The 20184-nt window shown below is 40.3% G+C and carries 13 protein-coding genes; 10 read left to right on the forward strand and 3 right to left on the reverse strand.

Translation table 11 applies throughout. The features are described 5' to 3' along the window. Nucleotides 1-11: 11 nt before the first annotated feature. The gene (gene recG, locus D1164_RS21030; protein ID WP_119351880.1) at nucleotides 12-2114 is read right to left on the reverse strand and encodes an ATP-dependent DNA helicase RecG; all 2103 of its coding nucleotides are present in this window, start codon (nucleotides 2112-2114) and stop codon (nucleotides 12-14) included. 205 nt (nucleotides 2115-2319) lie between these two features. Here recG and D1164_RS21035 point away from each other — a divergent pair, with 205 nt between their 5' ends. Beyond that, the gene (locus D1164_RS21035; protein ID WP_119351881.1) at nucleotides 2320-2637 is read left to right on the forward strand and encodes a nucleotidyltransferase domain-containing protein; all 318 of its coding nucleotides are present in this window, start codon (nucleotides 2320-2322) and stop codon (nucleotides 2635-2637) included. Between the two features lie 66 nt (nucleotides 2638-2703). On the opposite strand, the gene D1164_RS21040 is transcribed toward D1164_RS21035, so the two are convergent. Both D1164_RS21040 and D1164_RS21045 read right to left on the reverse strand, forming a co-directional pair. Then, entirely contained in the window at nucleotides 2704-5115 is a 2412-nt protein-coding gene (locus D1164_RS21040; protein WP_119351882.1) for a TonB-dependent receptor, read from the reverse strand. A gap of 74 nt (nucleotides 5116-5189) precedes the next feature. Further along, entirely contained in the window at nucleotides 5190-5684 is a 495-nt protein-coding gene (locus tag D1164_RS21045; RefSeq protein WP_119351883.1) for a SixA phosphatase family protein, read from the reverse strand. 197 nt (nucleotides 5685-5881) lie between these two features. On the opposite strand from D1164_RS21045, the gene D1164_RS21050 reads away from it, so the two are divergent. The 9 genes from D1164_RS21050 (at nucleotide 5882) to D1164_RS21095 (ending at nucleotide 20077) form a co-directional block, all read left to right on the forward strand. Beyond that, entirely contained in the window at nucleotides 5882-7075 is a 1194-nt protein-coding gene (locus D1164_RS21050) for a FecR family protein (protein ID WP_119351884.1), read from the forward strand. 129 nt (nucleotides 7076-7204) lie between these two features. After that, a complete protein-coding gene (locus tag D1164_RS21055; RefSeq protein WP_119351885.1) occupies nucleotides 7205-10558 on the forward strand; it encodes a SusC/RagA family TonB-linked outer membrane protein in 3354 nt (1117 codons plus the stop codon). Nucleotides 10559-10582: 24 nt separating this feature from the next. Beyond that, nucleotides 10583-12052 carry a RagB/SusD family nutrient uptake outer membrane protein gene (locus D1164_RS21060; protein WP_119351886.1) on the forward strand — a complete coding sequence of 490 codons (1470 nt, stop codon included), beginning with the start codon at nucleotides 10583-10585 and terminating at the stop codon, nucleotides 12050-12052. 545 nt (nucleotides 12053-12597) lie between these two features. After that, complete coding sequence (locus tag D1164_RS21070; RefSeq protein WP_172594568.1) at nucleotides 12598-14490, forward strand: metallophosphoesterase; 1893 nt, start codon at nucleotides 12598-12600, stop codon at nucleotides 14488-14490. Between the two features lie 85 nt (nucleotides 14491-14575). After that, nucleotides 14576-14989, forward strand: coding sequence for a hypothetical protein (locus D1164_RS21075; RefSeq protein ID WP_119351889.1), 414 nt, complete (start codon nucleotides 14576-14578; stop codon nucleotides 14987-14989). 7 nt (nucleotides 14990-14996) lie between these two features. Further along, nucleotides 14997-16343: a hypothetical protein gene (locus D1164_RS21080; RefSeq protein WP_119351890.1), complete on the forward strand. Its 1347-nt coding sequence runs from the start codon at nucleotides 14997-14999 to the stop codon at nucleotides 16341-16343. Between the two features lie 357 nt (nucleotides 16344-16700). Then, nucleotides 16701-18047, forward strand: a complete 1347-nt coding sequence (locus D1164_RS21085; protein ID WP_147372255.1) for a hypothetical protein — start codon at nucleotides 16701-16703, stop codon at nucleotides 18045-18047. A 79-nt stretch (nucleotides 18048-18126) separates the two neighbouring features. Next, complete coding sequence (locus D1164_RS21090) at nucleotides 18127-18369, forward strand: hypothetical protein (protein WP_147372256.1); 243 nt, start codon at nucleotides 18127-18129, stop codon at nucleotides 18367-18369. A gap of 4 nt (nucleotides 18370-18373) precedes the next feature. Continuing rightward, nucleotides 18374-20077, forward strand: coding sequence for a hypothetical protein (locus D1164_RS21095; RefSeq protein WP_119351893.1), 1704 nt, complete (start codon nucleotides 18374-18376; stop codon nucleotides 20075-20077). The last annotated feature ends 107 nt before the right edge of the window (nucleotides 20078-20184 follow it).

The raw sequence follows: 20184 nt of genomic DNA on the forward strand, positions 1-20184 counted from the left end.
ATCCGGGTGTTTTAGCTAATGGAACTCCAATCAAATTCGTTTTGTTTGGTCGATTGGATGTTTTTGAGCAACAGACTATTTTCTTCCTTCTGCAAAAATGGGTCGACAGATAGGATATCTGAGGCAATACTCCGCGCCATTTTCAGTATTTCTCCATCTTTTCCCAGGTTGGCAATTTTCAGGTCGAAGCCCATGCCGCTTTGCTGTGTCCCTTCCAAATCGCCCGGCCCGCGCAGTTTCATGTCCACTTCGGCAATCTCAAAACCGTCGTTGGTGCGCACCATTGTTGACAGCCTTTTACTGCTCTCACTGCTGATTTTGTATGACGACATTAAAATGCAGTACGACTGTTCAGCGCCCCGGCCCACACGTCCACGTAACTGGTGCAGCTGCGATAACCCGAACCGTTCGGCGCTTTCAATAACCATCACCGAAGCATTTGGGACATCCACACCGACCTCTATTACTGTTGTGGCTACCATAATTCGCGTTTCCCCCTGCTTGAATTGCTGCATGGCTTTTTCTTTTTCAGCGGGTTTCAGGCGGCCGTGAACCATCCCCACTTTAATATGGGGAAAAGCTTCGGATATATGCCGGAAGCCTTCCTCCAGATTTTTCAGGTCCATCTTTTCTGATTCGGTGATTAGCGGATAAACAATATAGATTTGACGTCCTTTTTCTAACTGTTGTTGTAAAAAATTATTGACCTGTTTTCTTCTGTTTTCAAAAAAATGGTGCGTCTCAATGGGTTTTCTTCCCGGTGGCAGTTCATCTATGACCGACACATCCAAATCGCCGTAAACCGTCATGGCAAGGGTACGCGGAATAGGAGTAGCGGTCATCACCAAAACATGTGGCGGGATGAGCTCGTTTTTCTGCCACAACCGGGCCCGCTGCGCTACGCCAAACCGGTGTTGTTCGTCAATTACTACCAGTCCCAGGTTTTTAAAGTTTACCACATCTTCAATAAGGGCGTGTGTACCTATCAGAATCTGCATTTTTCCGGACTCCAGCGCCTCATGCAATACTTTCCGTACTTTGGCTTTGGTGGATCCGGTAAGCAGGCCCACTTCCACGTTCATTCCTTCCATAAAATTGGAGATGGACTGAAAATGTTGCTGCGCCAAAATTTCAGTGGGCGCCATCAGGCAACTCTGGAAACCATTATCCATTGCCAAAAGCATGGTCATCAGCGCCACCAGCGTTTTGCCGCTTCCTACGTCGCCTTGCAGTAACCGGTTCATTTGTATGTTGCGGTTTACGTCACGTCTGATTTCTTTCAGCACTTTCTTCTGGGCACCAGTCAGTTCAAATGGGAGAAAATCTTTATAAAAACGGTTGAAATTGAATCCTACTTTTTCGAATCGAAATCCTTTGAACTTGTTTTCACGATTGTGTTTCAGTGCCAGAATTTTCAACTGAATGATGAAAAGTTCTTCAAATTTCAGCCTGAACCGGGCATTTTTCAGGTCGGTAATGCTCTCGGGTTTGTGGATGGTAGTTAATGCTTCCTCCAACGAAACAAGCTTTAACCGTTTGATAAGCGGGGCCGGAAGGGTTTCCCCAATTTTCCCTTTGGCCAGATGAATAAGGGTGAGTTGAAATTTGTTGATTGTTTTTGAATGCAGGTATTTTTTCTTCATGCTTTCGGAGGTCACGTAGTATGCCTGAAATAACCCCGACGGCTTTAGCTGCTTATCCTCTTCGGTTTCCATTTCAGGGTGTACCACGTTAATGCGCCCGTTAAATTCCGAAGGTTTTCCGAAAACAGTGTACTCTTTGTTTAACACCAGGTTTTCCTTTTGCCATTTCACGCTCTGGAACCATATCAGTTCGATGCTTCCTGTACTGTCATAAAACCGGGCAGTGAGGCGTTGCTTGCGTCCGGCCCCCACAGTTTCCATCGAGCGGATTTTACCTTTTACCTGGATATACGGCATTTGCGCGTGAATTTCGGAAATGTTATAAAATCGGGTCCGGTCAATGTATTTGTATGGGAAATAATAAATCAGGTCGCCGAAAGTTTTAATCTTTAGCTCTTTCGCCAGCAATTCGGCTCGTTTAGGCCCCACGCCGGGCAAAAATTTTATGTCCTGATCCAAAAAACCAGCCATGAAACAAAGATAATTATTCTGAAAGAAGAAAGGGAAAATTGAAAAATAGTAAAATGGCTAAATGGAGAGATTGTTATGTTTCTGATTTTTTACTGATTTACAGTTTTGTTAAGGTAAGTATTTGGATATTACCGTACAATATAATACGATTATTTACGTAACTTCGGGTATATTTATTTAATTTTGAACCTGTAAATAGGGCACAGTGAAGCAAAAAGAAAAAAAGATATTAAATAGAGCAAAAGATATCCTAAAAACAATTGCACCCGATGCAAGGATTCTTTTATACGGTTCACGTGCAAGAGGTGATGCTCAAAGTGACTCGGATTGGGATATTTTGGTAATCCTTAACAAACAAAAAATAGAGTCTTCTGATTATGATTTAATTTCATATCCCATTTATGAATTGGGTTGGCAAGAGGATGTAATTTTTTCTGTAAAACTCTATACGAAAACAGAATGGATGAGACGTAGTTTTACTCCTTTTTATAAAAATGTTGAAAAAGAAGGTATTGTATTATGAGTTTAACGGACTTTATACTCATACACACCCAATCTGAAGCTTTAAAAACTCTGTCACATCCTTTGATCAAAATTTCACTGTCAACTTGAGGTTAAACTTCCGGTCGGTAAGGTAATTGGGAACGGCAAACTGGTCCCCGTAAATACTTGAAACCCAAAAATAAGAAATGGTATTATTGATATTCAGTAAGTTAAAAATTTCAAGACTGACCCACATGTCATTAATGTGCCGGAATAAATTGTGTTGAACCGGTTTCGAAGGATGAATAATGACCTTTGAAATACCCAGATCAATACGCCGGTAGGGAGGCATCCGGAATACATCCTGGTAACGTTCCGATTTAGGCGGGCCGGTGGGCAGGCGGGCACCGTAAAATCCGGATAATTGCATTTTATAAGATGGGTTTCCCGGAAGGTAATCCTGGAAAAACAGGCTGAAATTCATCCATTGGTCGGTGGGGCGCGGGATATAACCATGCCCGTCACCGGCAATGTCTTCTTTGGTTTTCATGAGAGAAAGACTTGCCCACGACTGAACACCGCTGACAAATTCACCGTTTACCTTCATATCAATGCCGGTGGCGTACCCCACAGCTTCTTGTTCTCCCAGGTAACGGATCTGCACATTGTCCACTTTGTAAGGGATGAGCCTGTCCATTCGTTTGTAATATGCCTCGGTGGTAAACCGGAACGGACGATCCCAGGCCGAAAACAGGTAGTCGGCTCCGGCCACAACCTGGTACGACCGCTGGGCTTTTACATTGTAATTTACTGAGCCATCGCTGTTTTTTAGCTCCTTAAAAAAGGGGGACTGGTGGTACATTCCGCCCGAAAGGCTGAATGAAATTTTACGCTGCCATTCCGGATAATAACTAACAGAAAAACGAGGACTTACAATCAATTCATTATTAAAATCCCAAAAGTTAAATCGCAGACCGCTGGTAAGGTACAAATCGCCGCTATTTACAGGTACACTCCAGGTATCCTGAAAATAACCGGTTATACGGTTGGAGCTAACTTTATTCCGGGCATTGAGCGTGTAATATAGCAAAACCTCGGTATCAGAATAGGGGAGTGAGTACCCCGTGGAATCGCGGTAGATCCACTCATTTATTTTGTCTTCAAAACGTTCGTGCTGAAATTTAAATCCCCAGTTAACCAGATGTTTTTCAGAGTTAAATGCTCCCCTGTGTGAAAAGCTGTAAACGGTGGCATCGAGGTTATTGCGTGCATGATTTAAAAAAGTGCCCACTCCCAGGTTCAGCACACTATCACCAAATTGATCTGATGACATATTCCGCTCCAACTGGTTCAGGTAATATTGCCCCTGTATGTCGTAAGTTTCTTGTTCTGATGTATTAAAAGCCGAAAGAATAAATTTTAGATTGAGATTCAGATTGGGATGGTAGTTGGCTGAAAGTGCCCCGAGATAAGTTTTGAAATCGTCGATTTCCTGTCCATCAAAGTAAATGGTGGCGTTGAGTGGCATCTCCCAGGTTCCGAATGTCGTTTGGCGTGTTTGTGGAATAAAATTGTATTCGTTTTTAGTTGCATTTCCCAGAAAAGAAAGGTCGAAATTTTCCGAAAAACGATACGTTATGTAAGTTTGAAAATCCACAAACTGCGGATTGTATTCCCCTTTTTCGTCGAGGCCTCCCAACATGTAGCGGTTGGTTTTGTAACGAATGCCTGAGATATGTGCCAACCTTCCTTTCAGTGCCACATCTTCAAAGTGGGCAGTGCCCCCCAACAGGCTCATAGATGCAGATCCTCTGAAAATACTTGGTTTACGGTATTTTATATCAAGCACTGACGACATCTTGTCGCCGTAACGTGCGTCAAAACCTCCTGCCGAAAAGTCGATAGTGGAAACCATGTCGCTGTTGATAAAGCTCAAACCTTCCTGCTGACCAGCCCGGATGAGGAAGGGCCTGTAAATTTCAATGTCGTTTACATACACCATGTTTTCATCGAAATTCCCTCCACGCACGGTATATTGCGAACTTAATTCATTGTTAGTCGATACTCCCGGTAATGTTTTTATGAGCGCTTCCACTCCGCCGGTAGCCGCATCAGGCATGACTTCCATAAATCTCGGATCGATGCGGGTTACATTGCCTCCGTTTCGGCGCTGTTCAGTTACTATTACTTCTGCCAGCTTCAAATCTGTGGCAGGCATATTTACTTCCAGTATTATGTTTTCCTCTGCCTTTGCTCGGAGGGTATCTGTAAACGTTTTGTATCCGAGAGAGGAAAATACAATCAGCAGTTTTTTTTCAGCAGGAATTCGCAGCAGAAATTTTCCTTCCCGGTTCGAACTGGTACCTAACGGGTAATCCTTCAGCCCAATGTTTACCATATCAAGCGGTTGTCCGTTCTGGTCACGAACAACTCCTCTCAGTGTAGCGTTGTTGCTTTGGGAAAAAGCAGGTATTCCGGCAACAATCAAAAGTATAAAAATGAGTAACCTTTTTATCATCGGCACAAAACTAACAAACCAATTTAAGGTTAAACTTTTTATTGATAAATAAATTGTAAAAGAGAGGAAAAATTTTACTTAAACATTTTAGGGGTGAACCTAAATCCCAGTTCACCCGTACGGGCTTCTACTTCTTGCCACTGATCCACATTGAAATTTATACCTACGGATACACAAGTGGGCATGTCCAGATTGTAGTGGCGTAAAAGGTTTTGTACAAAATAGTGAAAACCGGGATTGTGCCCGAAAAAGAAAACCGTTTCAGCTTCTTCTGGGAGCGATTGTATTAATTCCAAAAAATCGGCGGTGGTAAGGCCGTGGTAAATGTTTGGCTCTTGTCTGATTTTATTTTCACTGTAGCCCAGGTTTTCTGCAAAAATCCGCGCCGTTTTCAAAGCACGCTTCGCCGGGCTGGAAATCATTAAATCAGATTCAATACCCAGATTTTTTAATTCATGACTAACCCGTTTTGCATCGTTTTTACCCCGATCGCGCAGATCGCGGTTAAAGTCGTCTTCATATCCGTAAGGTACAGCTTTGGCATGCCTCACAATTACCACCCGTTTCATATTTTTTTTTCTTGTTTGTTTATTTTCTGTTTTTGTTTCATTTTCAACAAATTTAGTTCAAATTTGAGCAAAATCAAAGAGAGGATTTTTGAAAAACATGTTTTACAACATAAAAAATAATTGTCCCTTTTTTTGTCCTCGCTCCTCTTATACCCGATTCAGTTAAATCAACGACATCAAATTTGAATTTAGAACTAATGAATATTTATAATCGGATAATTGAGAACCCATTATTTTTCAAGTGGGTATTTCATCCTTCTCCCGAAATAAATGCATACTGGAATCATTTCCTCGACAAAAATCCGGACGATGCAGAAAAAATCACCGAGTTAAAAATACAAATTGAGATACATCTCAAGTATGAAGAGAAAATACTGACAGAAGCAGAGAAAAAGGCGCTGGCAAAACGTATTGTGAGGATGCTGGAGCAGACTGACCGAAAAAGAGGTAGAACCAGGACACTCCGGAATATGATTCGTTATGTTGCGATTGCCATTTTATTTTTAAGCATAGGTGGTAGTTTAGTTTACCTGTACATGGAAAGCAGGCAGCCACAAATTATTGTAGACAATTCTGTGCTGCCTGCCCAGGTACAGGAACCCGTATTAATTTTGGGTGACAGGGAGCAAATTGCCCTTAACCGCGGTGAATCTCAACTGGAATATTCAAAAGAGGGAGATATTATCCTGAACGAGGAACAGACTATTATAAGCGAAGAAGATAAAAATGCCTCTCCTGAAATGAATACATTAGTGATACCGTATGGTAACCGATCAGTCGTTATTCTCGGCGATGGTACAAAAGTATGGCTTAACGCTGGTAGCCGTTTAATTTACCCTTCCCGGTTTGTAGATAATACACGTGAGGTATTCTTAGTAGGAGAAGCATTTTTCGATGTGCAGGAAAATGAAAAGCAGCCATTTGTTGTAAAAACATCTGATGTTAAAGTGCAGGTGCTGGGTACACGGTTTAATGTATCGGCTTATCCTGAAGATTATTCTGTGCAGACTGTTTTGGCTGAAGGAAGTGTGGAAATAAAACGGGTCAATGCCACTTTGTTCGAAAAGGGAATCCGGTTGAGCCCCGGATATCTTGCTTATTTCAATAAAAAAAATCAGGAAACACGAACACAACAGGTGAACGTGGAACATTATACCCTTTGGACCGAAGGTTTGTTTAGTTTCTCTAATACGGACCTCAACCGCATAGTAAAGAAACTGGAGAGATACTACAATATCCGGTTTCAGTTTGACGATCCTTTCAAAGGAGTTATACAGGTTTCAGGGAAACTGGATGTTACAAAAGAGCGTGTGGAAGTATTTGAATATTTGGAAAAACTGACAGGTTTAAAAATTATTCAGATAAGCGATAGACAATATGTTATTAAATAAAGCAACAACCCGGAAGGATATTCACCCCTGTGAAATTTAATTGGCGTTATTTCACAGGGCAGAGCCGCCCGGGTTGAATCAAATAAATACCAAGTATTATTTAGTATTAATTCTAAATCATTCAAAATTATGAAAATTTTTTGTTTAACCGGTTTTCTTCAAAAGGAAACCAAAAAAAAATGGGGGCGAATTATGCGTTTAACATTTTTACTTATGGTTGGCTTTATACTCTCAACAAGCGCCAACAGCTATTCGCAAAACACCCGTATGGACATTAAGCTAAAGAACGGGACAATCATTGATCTGATTGCGTATGTAGAGGACAACAGCGAGTTTGTTTTTCTCTATAAAAATGAGGATTTGGACTTAGAGAAAAAGCTGTCAGTTGAACTGGAGGATGCTACTATCTATAAGGTTCTGGACGTAGCTTTTAAAGGCCAGAATGTTGCCTGGGATGTTTATGACCGGCAAATTATTATACGCAAGGGAGCTAACACAGTACCCTGGGTGCAACGCGACATGCAACAACAAAAAACGGTAACAGGAGTCGTAACCGATCAGGAAGGACAACCGTTGCCGGGAGTTACTGTGGTTGTAAAGGGAACTACCACCGGTACTGTTACCGATAATGATGGTGGATTTTCTCTTCGTATTCCTAACGATGCAGAAATATTGCAATTTTCATTTATTGGAATGAAGACACAGGATGTATCTGTGGCAGGAAAAACGACCTTCACGGTATCGATGGAGGAAGAGACCATTGGCTTAGAGGAAGTAGTTGCAGTAGGATACGGATCTATGAAAAGGAGCGATATTACCGGTTCTATTTCTTCAGTTAATATGGAAAGTCTTAAAAACCAGCCGGTAAGAGGGCTTTCCGATATGTTGTCAGGCAGGGTAGCAGGTATGAACCTCTCACGTACCTCAGGTGATATAGGCGCTCCAACTAAAATACGTATCAGGGGGGCAAATTCAATAGAAGGAGACAATAGTCCGCTCACGGTTGTCGATGGTGTTATAGGCGCTCCTATTGGCCCGATACAGGACGTTGAATCTATTGAGGTATTGAAAGACGCATCGGCAACTGCAATTTATGGTGAAAGAGCATCAAATGGTGTTATTTTGGTAACAACCAAAAAAGCTACGTCTGCTGAACCCGTAATCAGGTTGTCGTTAAATACCGGTTTCAGTTACAGAAATATAGATTATCCCGATAAAATGAATGCAGCCGAGTATGCTGAATATATTAACGATTATAATCAGGCACAAACTTTTTCCGCTGCGGAAATAACAGAATTTAGAAACACAGGGGGTACCAATTGGCTTGATGCTATTACTCAGACCGGGTTAAAAAACGATCATCAAATTTCGTATTCACAAAAACTGGATAAACTCAGTGTTTATATGTCAGCTCGTTATGATGATGAAAAGGGAACAATGATCAATACGGAAAGTGGTGGAAATTATTCTTTAAGGTCAAAAGTTGGATTCCAACCATCAAAACGCCTAACAATGGATTTGGATATAACAGCATCCAAATCGAAAACAAAAAACGGAGGATTATCCACCGGAACAAGTAAACACCATCCCTTCTTCCAGGCTTTAAACTGGTCTCCTACAGAACCTGTCTGGCTCGATGAAGAGAATGGTATATACAATAATACTGACCACCATGGGGCATTATTGGACAGTCCGTATATGTATGCCATGGAACAGAATAACTTTAGGGAGGACCACAGCGTAGCCTCAATTCTCAATGCAAACTATAAGATTACGGATTACCTGTCATATAGTGTTACAGGATTTGCAAGTAAATCTGGCACGGCCTCGGGAAGTTATTATAATGCTTGGTTAGAGCCAAACGATCCCTATGGAAGAAGAAGCCAAAGCGAAAGATTTGATTGGAGACTTATCAATAAAATAGACTTTAACAAAACGTTTGCTGAGGCTCACAATGTAATGGTTACCGGAGTTTATGAAGCGGAAGCTTTAGAAGGCTGGAGCCTCAATGGTACCGGTAAAAAAATGCCCTTGCCTGATCTTGCTTCTTACTATACCATTGGAATCAGTAATGAACAAAGTACTTCATCCGGATATGATAAGGCTTCCCGTATAGCATATATGGGACGTTTAAACTATAACTACAAATCGCGGTATTATGTTACAGCCTCTTATCGTGTTGATGGGAAAAGCGGTCCGGCGAACCGGGTTGAAGAAAATAAATTCGGAGGATTCCCTTCGTTTGCTGCCAGTTGGCGTTTGTCGGAAGAACCGTTTATGAAAGCCAATGGAATATTTGATAACTTTAAGATTCGTGCCGGATGGGGACAAACCGGTAATCCTTCCGATTTCGTTTATACAATAATGAAATCAAACAATTATGATTATGGTATTGATGCCAATGTTTTAGGTTATATTCCAGGGAAACCAGCTAACCCATTATTAAAATGGGAAACAACAACTCAAATTGACTTTGGTCTGGATATAACTACATTCAACGGGAAACTGTCTGTATCGTTTGATTACTTCGATAAATTAACAGAAGACCTGTTAACTTTACTGGAATTGCCTGTTTACTATGGTTATGCTACCGACGGGGCTTATCTTCAAAACCTGGGTGAGGTAAGCAACAAAGGGTTTGAATTTACCGTGGATTTTAAGCCTGTTCAAACACGTGATTTTTTCTGGGATGTAAACTTTAATGTCTCAACGGTAAAAAATAAAGTTCTCGATTTAGGAGAGCAGGCTGCATTCATGACAGGAACAAATGGAAACGGAATGTTGTCCGAAAATACTTACAGGGTTCAGGAAGACCTTCCCTTAGGAACTATTTGGGGGTACAAATGGTTAGGAATCTGGCAGGAATCGGAAGCCGCACAAGCAGAGACATATGGCAATGTTCCCGGTGATTACAAATACGAGGATGTAAACAACGACGGAGCCTATAACCTGAATGATGACGGGCAAGCCATTGGCGATGCCAATCCTGATTTTGTATGGGCCTTAAATAACAGTATTTCGTATAAAAACTTCGATTTTTCGTTGTTGATTCAAGGAATGCAGGGACAGGATGTATTTAATCTTGCACGCGCTGCCATGTCAACTGTTCATGCTGATGCACGGACCATTATGTTGAAAGCACCCGCAACGGATTACTGGACTCCGACCAATACCGATGCCGAATACAAGAGCATTCACAGTACTTCTGATGCAAAACGTTTGAATTCATCGCAATGGATTGAAGATGGAAGTTGGGTGAAAGTGAAACATGTAGGACTTACTTACAATGTTCCCAGAAACTGGGTCAAATTCGGAACGCTTGCACTTACGGTTAGTGCACAAGAGTTGCTTACTTTTACAAATTATAAAGGACTGGATCCTGAAGTATCAGCTTCTGGTTCGAGTGACTTATGGGGAGGATGTGATTTTGGTACGCAACCGTTACCTACAACTGTTACATTCGGAGTTTCTCTGGAATTTTAATTTAATTATTTAATTTATTAAAAGATGAAAAAGATATTAATCATACTTATAATAAGCGCCATTTTTGCTTCATGCTCCGAGGATTTTTTGAATATTACTCCCAAGGGAGATATTTATCCTGAAAGCTTTTATGCTTCAGCAACCGATTTGGAAATGGCCGTTACAGGGGTATATAAAGTATTACAAGATGCATATTTTTATGCAAATCATACTGCATATACTGTGGCAGGGAGAGATAAAACCTCTCAGTTTAATAATGTTGTCGAAGTTGATGTGTTTAATGCAGAAGGAGACAATGGGGAAATGCTCCGGTGGTGGGCCTATGCTTATCAGGCAATAAATGCATGTAATACGATTATTAACAATTATGAAGGTGCTGACGCTTCTGAAGATGTAAAGAAAAAAGCAGCGGGTCAGGCACACTTTGTCAGGGCAATTGTTTACTTCCAGTTGGTCAGAATGTACAATGAAATACCATTTTACCTTAGTTCAGAGGAGGCGACAAACGACATGCCCCTTACCGGTCCCCAGGTTGTATATGATTTAATTGTGGAAGATTTAAAGATTGCTGAAGAATATCTTCCTGCAAACTGGAATGGTGATTCGAAAAGGGCAGGTGTTGCTTTCACCAATGGAGCTGCTAAATCAGTATTGGCCTACGTCTATCTTTCAATGGCCGGTTATCCGTTAAATGATACATCGAAGTATGCTCTTGCTGCAAGTAAAGCAAAGGAAGTAATTGACGGCGCGAGTACCTGGGGGTATAAATTAATGGAGGACATTGAAGATTTGTATTCGAAAGAATTGAATTATGAAAATAGATCGTGCGATGAAGTAGTATTGGCTTTCTATAATGACAATGAATGGGGATGCCCGTTATGTGGCTTCCCCGGTGATTATGGCGGATGGGATGTTTTTTACGCTGATCTGAATTTCTTCAGAAGCTATCCGGAAGGCCCGAGAAAAGATGCCATTTTTATGTGGGAATTTCCAATGGCAGACGGAACTGTAAAAAATTATACCGAAATGACTAAGGGGCATCCATATTACAAACAATACTGGGATGGAAAATTAGACTGGGATAAACCATGGGAAGGAATGAACTGGAAAAACAGTCGTCCCCAGGTAGCAATTACCCATGCGAATACCCTGTTGGTTTATGCCGAAGCAAAAGCGATGTCTTCTTCTCCTGATGCAACTGCATATGAAGCGGTAAATAGAGTTCGAAACCGGGCAGGTTTAGATGATTTGCCTGAAGGACTCTCACAAATAGATTTTAGAGATGCTGTTGTTCAAGAGCGTGCATGGGAATTTCCAGGTGGTTTTTGGTTCACTGATCCATGGTATGATCTGGTTCGTTTGGAAAGAGTTGAAGCATCAGTCTTGGAGAGAGATCCGAGCGAAAACCAGATTGTTAATCAACCGACAAAAGAACATTATTTTGCTCCGTATCCTTCTGTCGATGGTGTGAAAAATCCGAATCTTCTTAACTAAAATTAGAATGAAAGATAACAGATATTGGTACTCTTATTAGAGGCCAATATCTGTTTTTTTTATCCCCTCTCAGATTAATTTGGAGTAAAGAGAATAGAAGCTTAATAATGACCTGGAAGTTATTATCTCCATTTTTTTGTGTGACATACCAGAACCAAATTTAGGTTTCTCAAATAAAAAATACTGATAACTCTACTGGGATAAACAATTTTATGTGGAATTATTTTTTTTACTAAACTGGATTTTACTTCTCATCATTTCTCATTTTTTAACTGAGAAAACGGAGACAATTCCCGAAAAATTTTTGATAAGACCTGTTTCACATAAAACATATACAAAACTTACAATGCACTTTGAGGGAAGAGAAAAGTTGCTAACCCGGCTTTTCCGTTTGTTACCAGCATTCCAGTTGTAAAAAGATGAGGACTAAATAAAGGAGTGGACTATTTTCTGGCATTAGTGCCTCAACAAAAAAGCAATAACTCCAGGAAAGGAAATATATAACTCATAAGACAATGACAATGAACATTCAGAAAATCAAAAAAATGAAAAGGTATCACAAAGCTATTTTTCTTGTTGCGTTAATGTTTGTGCCCTTTTTAAAGTTGACGGCTCAAAATGTTTCGGATAGTGAGTTAAAGTTTATTGTTGCTCCTTATCTTCAGGATGCCGGAGGGCATTCATTTTCTGTTATGTGGGAAACATCCATCCCGGTAAAAGGACAGGTTTATTTGGGTAAAGCGGAATACCATATTTTAAAGCCGGAGTTAAAACCAGTTGCGAAAGAAGAAAGTCCGGTAAAACTTCATCACCTTGTTATAGAAGGATTAAAAAAGGAGGAACTTTATTTCTACCAAGTGGTAAATATTACAGAAAGTGGAGATACGCTGAAAGGACCAGTAACCCAAATTACCAATCCCGATTACGACAAATCGGCTGTTTCTTTTTCAGTTATTGGCGATATTCAGGGGGGAATTAAAGTATGGGAAGATATTTCAAAACTGATGATTCGCGGCCGTGCACAGTTTATTATTCATGTGGGGGATTTGGTACGGAATGGCCCGAATGACTATGAATGGATTGACGAGTTCTTTAAGCCGGCCGGTTTATTATTAAGCCAGGTGCCATTATATCCGGCTATTGGAAACCATGAACAAAACGCTTCGAATTTCTATCAATATTTCGGCCTTCCCGAAAATGATGCCTTTTTTTCTTTAAAAAAAGGACCTGTCCGGTTTATTTTTGCCGACACAAATAAAGATCTGCTTCCGGGGTCGGAACAATACCGGAGACTGGAGCAGCAACTGGCCCATTGCCGGGAACCATGGAAAATTGTTGTCCACCACCATCCCGTATTTACTTCAGGAAATGCTGCTTACAGGAGTTCATTAATGGCTACTGCCGCCAAGGGAGATCCCAATATTCTACATTTAAGGACCCTTTATGAAAATTACGGCGTTGATCTTGTCCTTAACGGGCATGTTCATACTTACGAAAAAAGCTGGCCCATTTATAAGAACCATATTGACCGGGAAAATGGGGTAGTGTATATTATAACCGGAGGTGGTGGCGGTAGATTTCGATCGCTCAACCTGGCATATAAAAACTGGTTTACCTCAGAAAAAATTGTAATGCATCATTTTCTGAATATTCAGATAGATAATGATGTTCTCTCCATGAAAATGATAGATGACAAAGGGAATGTAATCGATACCTGGAAAAAAGAGAAGAATGTGGCAAGCGCAAAACCCAATTCCCCCATCATAAAAACGGCACATAAATATTTTATTGACAGTACCCGAATAACTATTGAAAATCCGAATACCCATGGGAACATCACGTACCGGATAAATGACGGACAATATTCTACTGTTTTTGAAAATGAAACATCTGTCAGTGTTGGCAGCACTGCCACCCTGACCGCAATGGTTACCGGAGTGAATAAATCAAGCAATGAGGTTTACAAAACAGTTGAAAAACTACCTCTGATGGGAAAAAAGAGAGCAGAGGCAAAAAAAGTTACTGCTGACTACTATGAAGGATTTTTTACGATGCTGCCCAACTTCGAACAATTGTCGCCAACCCGTACTTTTTCACTGAGTTCTATTTCAATGTCTGAAATTAATCCAAGGGCTGAGGACCATTTTGCTGTACGCTTTAAAGGCAGCATTTCGATACCGGAAACAGATGTTTACCGCTTTTTTCTTGAATCGTTTGATGGCAGTATGCTTCTTATTGACGGGAAAGAAATTATTAAAAACGACGGGGTCCATTACGAAATTTTCAAAGAAGGGTACGCAGCCCTTGAAAAAGGAAATCATGATATTGAAGTCCGGTTTTTCGATTTTGTACATAGAGAAACCCTAAACCTGAAAATCGGAAAGCAGGATGGTGAGATGATCGATATTAATCAGTATGTAACAGGAAGAACGAAATAATAAAAACAGTGTTTTACAAACCCTTAAATTGAGACTAAGACAGGGAACCAAAAGAATTTTACAACAACTTTGATAGAATAAAGAGATGATTTGGTTAGATAACATAGTATTTCAAAAAGGTGGAAAGGGGAAATGTATCCTGTTCTTTTTTTGTCTTTTAATGTTTGTTACAGCCAGCGCTTCTTCGTATGTTGAACTGATTCATTCCGATAAATACTGCACGGTTTGGTGGAGTGGTTCCACATATAAGGTAATGAAAGACACACCTCTCCCTGAAAAAAAAAGAGAAATTGTGGTCCGGGCTGCAAAAAATGAAACAGAAAGTTTTCAGGTTGTTTTACACCCACTCACAGATTTGAAAAATATAACAATAGCTGTATCTGATTTCGGTTCGGATGTGTTTACAGACGATACCCAATACACTAAAAATTCCCGCTTTTTGATGGAATACCGGAAAAAAATGGGTGACTTACTGGAACAATTTTATAAACTTCAATAATTCTATAATGACTAAAAAAAATTATTACTTAACAGTTTTCCTTATTGTATTATTCTCAATTCATTCCTGGGGACAGGGAGATGGTTATATCATTAAGGAAGGAAATCGTATGTTTCCCATTGGGTCTTATTATCTGCCGAATGACGATAATATGCTCCGGGAATTGGTAGACGCGGGCTTCAATATTGTAAGATGCTCTTCAAAAGAAACTCTTGATCGTGCTCAATCCGCTGGGTTAATGGGATGGTTACCTTTAAGTTTACAGAGTGGTGCAACCGATGAATTCAAAAAAAAGGTAGACGCTTTGGTTGGTCACCCGGCATTGGCTTTATGGGAAGGGCCAGATGAAGTGGTGTGGTGGTTTACCGGAGAGTGGAATTTACATTACAAAAAGAAAATTCATGAAAAGCCAGGGTCATGGTGGGAGCAGGAAGAAGGTGCAATTAATTATGCAGAGGAGAAATCGGCCAGTTATATACCCAATATTAATGAGGCTATTTCATACATACGGAGTGTTGATACACTTAACCGGCAGGTGTGGATAAACGAGGCAGCTGCGAGCGATACAAAATATATACGGCAATACCTGGACAATATTGATATAACAGGTTGCGATAAATATCCCATTATGCAATTAGGCGAATCCGATCCCTATGAAGAAATGCATCGGTATTGTAATAGCAAATATACTATCATGCAACAACCTTCACCAAAGAACGGAGATGTACGTAAAAATGTAGATGATATAAAATTTTACACCCGGCGTTTTTTGGAAGTGGGGAGAGGCAAACCTGTATATATGGTACTTCAGGCTTTCTCCTGGCCGGAATTAGGAGGAGATTATTGGAGTAGCCTGCTTCCGGTGTATCCTTCTTTTATGGAATCACGCTATATGGCATATATTGCTATCGCAACCGGTGCAAAAGGTATTTATTACTGGGGGGCAAATTACACAAAATCCGAAGAGTTCAGACAGTCAATATATGCTGTAACAAGAGAGTTGTCTGCCTTACAGCCTTTTCTTGTTTCCCCGGAAGAAAAGCACGTGAATATTAGGGGAATTAAGACCTTGCCTGAGGTAAAAAGCGATTTTTCCAGTATTGCCAGAAGGTATGGACGGGATTGGCTGATCGTCGTGATAAACGAAACAGATGATTACCAAATGAGTGTGGTGGTGGAAAATATGAAACATTTAAATGGGATGAAATTTTATGACTTATATGGAAAAGACGAGTTTGTTGTTTCCAATGAAGAAATGGTTTTCCGTATGAAACCGCGTGAGATTAAGGTATTGGCAACCAGTAAAAGGTGGAAATCAAAAGAAACCAAAGGAAGAGATTACGCCGGGCGATAGGAAATTTTTGTGAATGACACCGTTTACAGTAAAAATCCGGAAATATTGATGGAGTACAGACATCAAATGGGCGAATTGCTAAATGAATTTAACAATGTGAAATAAAATGTTTTTGAAAGGAATTTTGAACAATAAATGTTTTTTATGTGGCCTTGGGGATGATGGTTTGAATTGGCTACTGTTGAATCGTTTTCAACTTAATGCAGATATAAAATTCAGATGGAAAAGTTAATGTGGATTTTTATGTATAATCAGATGCAATTTTATAAAATTATTATAGCCATTTTATTTTGTATTCTTTGTTTAGTACCCAATCATATGTTTTCCCAAAATATCCCGGAGAATATCAAAACTCTTATGGATACACTTCCTGTATTGAGCAATGACCACGGTGATCGGGAATTGCTATATCAATATTCGGTGGGTGATCTGAGTAGTTTGTCGGACGAAGACACACGAAAAGTTATTAGTGGTTTGAAGAACAGGGGTGTCGGGGTTATTACTTTTTGGAAGAAAGGAGAAAAAATAGATTCACATATTCAGGAAGGAATCCGCATTGCACGCATACAAAAGGAGCTGGGGCTGAGTGTTGTTATTGATGCTACCCGGCTTCTGTATGGATTTTATGACGGTACCCCTGCTACTTCTCATATTAGTGATAAGGGTGAAACTTTTTCCGACAGTTCATTTGCCGGTCATACGATGGGATGTCCTTTTACTTTGGTTAGCCGGATACCGGTTATTGAAGCCCGGATTGTTGCTTATGCTGAGGCATATAAAGCGGCAGGAATTGATATTGATATAGTAACGGCCGATTGGGAAATTGATGGTCCCATGGAGTGGAATGATGCCTGGGAAAACTCAAAAAGTTGCGTGAGGTGCCGTGAAAATACTTCAGATATTAATAATTTTCTGTTATTTCAGGCAACACTCAGATCCATACGTAGCAGGTTAATGTATGAATCATATACAAAACCTGTACTGGAAAGATTTCCGGATGCATTAATTACCAATTATGCAACTTACCCACATGATGGATGGAGATACTGGTACGATTATTTTGAATATCCGCAGCCTGAACTTCCTCATATAAAAGATCAGAATGCTTTGTATCGTCCGTGGTATGACGAGTTTGCCGAAACAGGATTTACCCTTGCCATGCCGGTTGTATATACATGGTATCCAATATTTAATTGGTATCCTGAATATAGCGGTGATTATAGGTGGTTCTACAATATGCTGAAGGTTGGAAGTAATGCCGGGAAATCAACGCCATCCGGAATTCCCCTGGCAACTTTTGTCCACTGGCACACCACGGCTCCTCCCAAAAATCCTGATCCGGGAGTAAAACAGATGAGCAGGGAATCATATCAGGAATTACTCTGGCATTTGTTATTAAGGGGACATGACATGCTGTTTTCATGGTGTATGCAAAATGAGTTAGCAGTAGAAATGATATTGCTTCAGGATGTTTATAATAAATCACTTGAATATAATAAGTGGTTCAAAATAGGGCAACCAGTCATTTTTGATGTGCCGGCCAATGAAACAACTGTTATTTCCGGAATTAAACTGAATAATAAAGTGCTTGTGAGACGAACTGACTTTAAAGAGAACAACAAACCTGTTATGGTTAAAATTGATAACGTGGAGCTCAAAGTTCCCTGTAAACCCGGTGAATGTCAAATATTGAGGCTTGAATAAATTGAGGTTTGGGTACGTGTTTCTTCTTATGTGCTATTTTTAAGAATCAAGTTGGATGGAAATACAAAATGCAGCAATTATGAAGCTAAAATACAGTTATTTAGCCTATGCTATCCTTCTTTCCCTGATGGCCTGTTCGTCAGGGAAACGTGAAGGTGTTTTCGGTTCTTTGTTGTATAAGCGCCCTCCTGAATTTCCGGGAATTATTTATACCGAAGGAAATAACCTTCGTCAGCTAATTTATAGTATAACAGCCTATTTTACCCTCGTTTATATTTCAAAAATAATCATTATTAAATATATTTACCTTTATAAAAAATAATCATATGTTCTGTAAATTGTTAAGTATTCTTAATGGTAAGTTGCCTGTTACAGGCATTGTATTTGGGGTTTTCCTTTTTGTTAATGCTGCGGCACAGGTTAACCATATAAACCAAAACAAAAATTTTTATCTGGGAATTGATAATTCAGGTGATCAGTTTAAGCCGGGGGAATTTTTTAATGCGGAGGCAATGGATGCCTTGGGTGTCGATTTTTTAGTTTACAAATACAGGGGGCCCAAAGGAACGATTGAGGATGAAGCAAAGAGGATGGAACAATTGGTAAATCGTTTCGAGGAAAAAGGTTTAAAAGTGGTCATCAATGTGGAAACGGGTAACTGGGCGCTTGATATGTTTAGCAAAGATGGTCATAACTGGGTAAAACAGCCCGGGAACCTTCATTTATTCAAATTCCCTGAACCGGTTCTAAAAAGCCTGAATAAATCGCCTGCTGCCTGGGGAATACAATACGACGAACTGGAGCACTCCCAGTTAACACGTAATCTTACATTAACGCTGCAACATCCCGGTGTGGAGCTTGTCAGTCTTGCCGAACCAACAGGAATGGATTTTAAATCAGCCGACCAGGCTGTGTACGAAGGGGCTAAATCGCTGGTGGATGAATGCAAAAGTTTGGGCACACAGAAGGTAGTAACAGAGCATGTTTGGCCCGTGCTTTTCCATAATTTTGCCCGGGCAGGCATGATCCCCGCTTACAAACAAATGAAGGAAAACTGGTCAAATGTTTGGGCAGCCTGTGCCATGGGGGCCTGTATGCAGTACGATCAGGAATTATGGTCATGTATTGATTTTTGGAACCATAATACTTTCCCGGGGCATTCGGCAGAGGAGCTTTGGGGCAATCTTTTGTTTGCCTATTGGGCAGGAGCCGACAAAGCCTATGTTGAAGCCATTGGCAGGCACACGTATGAAATTACGGATGACAATAACATTAAACTACTGGAAAGAGGAGAAGCGCTCAGCCGTTTTGCAAAAGAATATGTTCCTGAAAATCCCCGCCCGTTTACGTTCAGGGATTTTGAGCCTGAAATTGCGATCATTCGTTTTGATGACACAGAGTGGGGACAGGGAGAAAATGTATATTGCACTGTCGATACAAATAAAGAAGGCACTGAAAAAATGAAATTGTATTGGAAAGACTGGCTTTTTGGTGCTTACGATCTCAATACAAGCCCGGAATCTGAAGAGTGGCTAAAAGCCTGGCATACGATTACCCATGGAATGGTAAAAGAGGAAGCGCTTTCATGGAATGCCGGCAATTATTATGATGGGATGCCTCACCGATCATTTGCGCCTGTAAATGCTCCGGTGGTTTTTGACGACAATGTAACAAAGGAGTATCTCGAAACAGTGAAACTCGCTTTCCTGTGCGGATTGTTTATGAGTGAGAATACCCTGGCTGATGTTTCCTCCCTGGTGAAAGAGAATGGGTTGGTGGTTGTTACATCGCCGCGGTTTGCGCCAGAAAAGTTTGTCTCAAAATATACTTCAGGTACAAAAGAATATAAAGATGGTAAAGGTAAATGGATTATTACCGATGATATGGCCGGGAAAGATCTGAAGAAAGCGGTAAAAAGATTTATCGGTAAAGATGATAAAATTGTATATAACTTTAAGGGAGACAGGAAAGTTATAATGAAAATCTCACCAGACGGGAATGAACTGAAAATTAGCAAAATAAATTTTTAATCTAAACAAAACGCTCTTTAAATTATGAAACCAAAATATTTCGTTTTTGTATTTCTTTTTTTATTTGGAACCTATTCATGTGTAGAAAAAGAAAAAAGCCCGGAGGT

Origin of the sequence: Mariniphaga sediminis, assembly GCF_003573545.1 — a bacterium.
GTDB classification, from domain to species: Bacteria; Bacteroidota; Bacteroidia; order Bacteroidales; family Prolixibacteraceae; genus Mariniphaga; species Mariniphaga sediminis.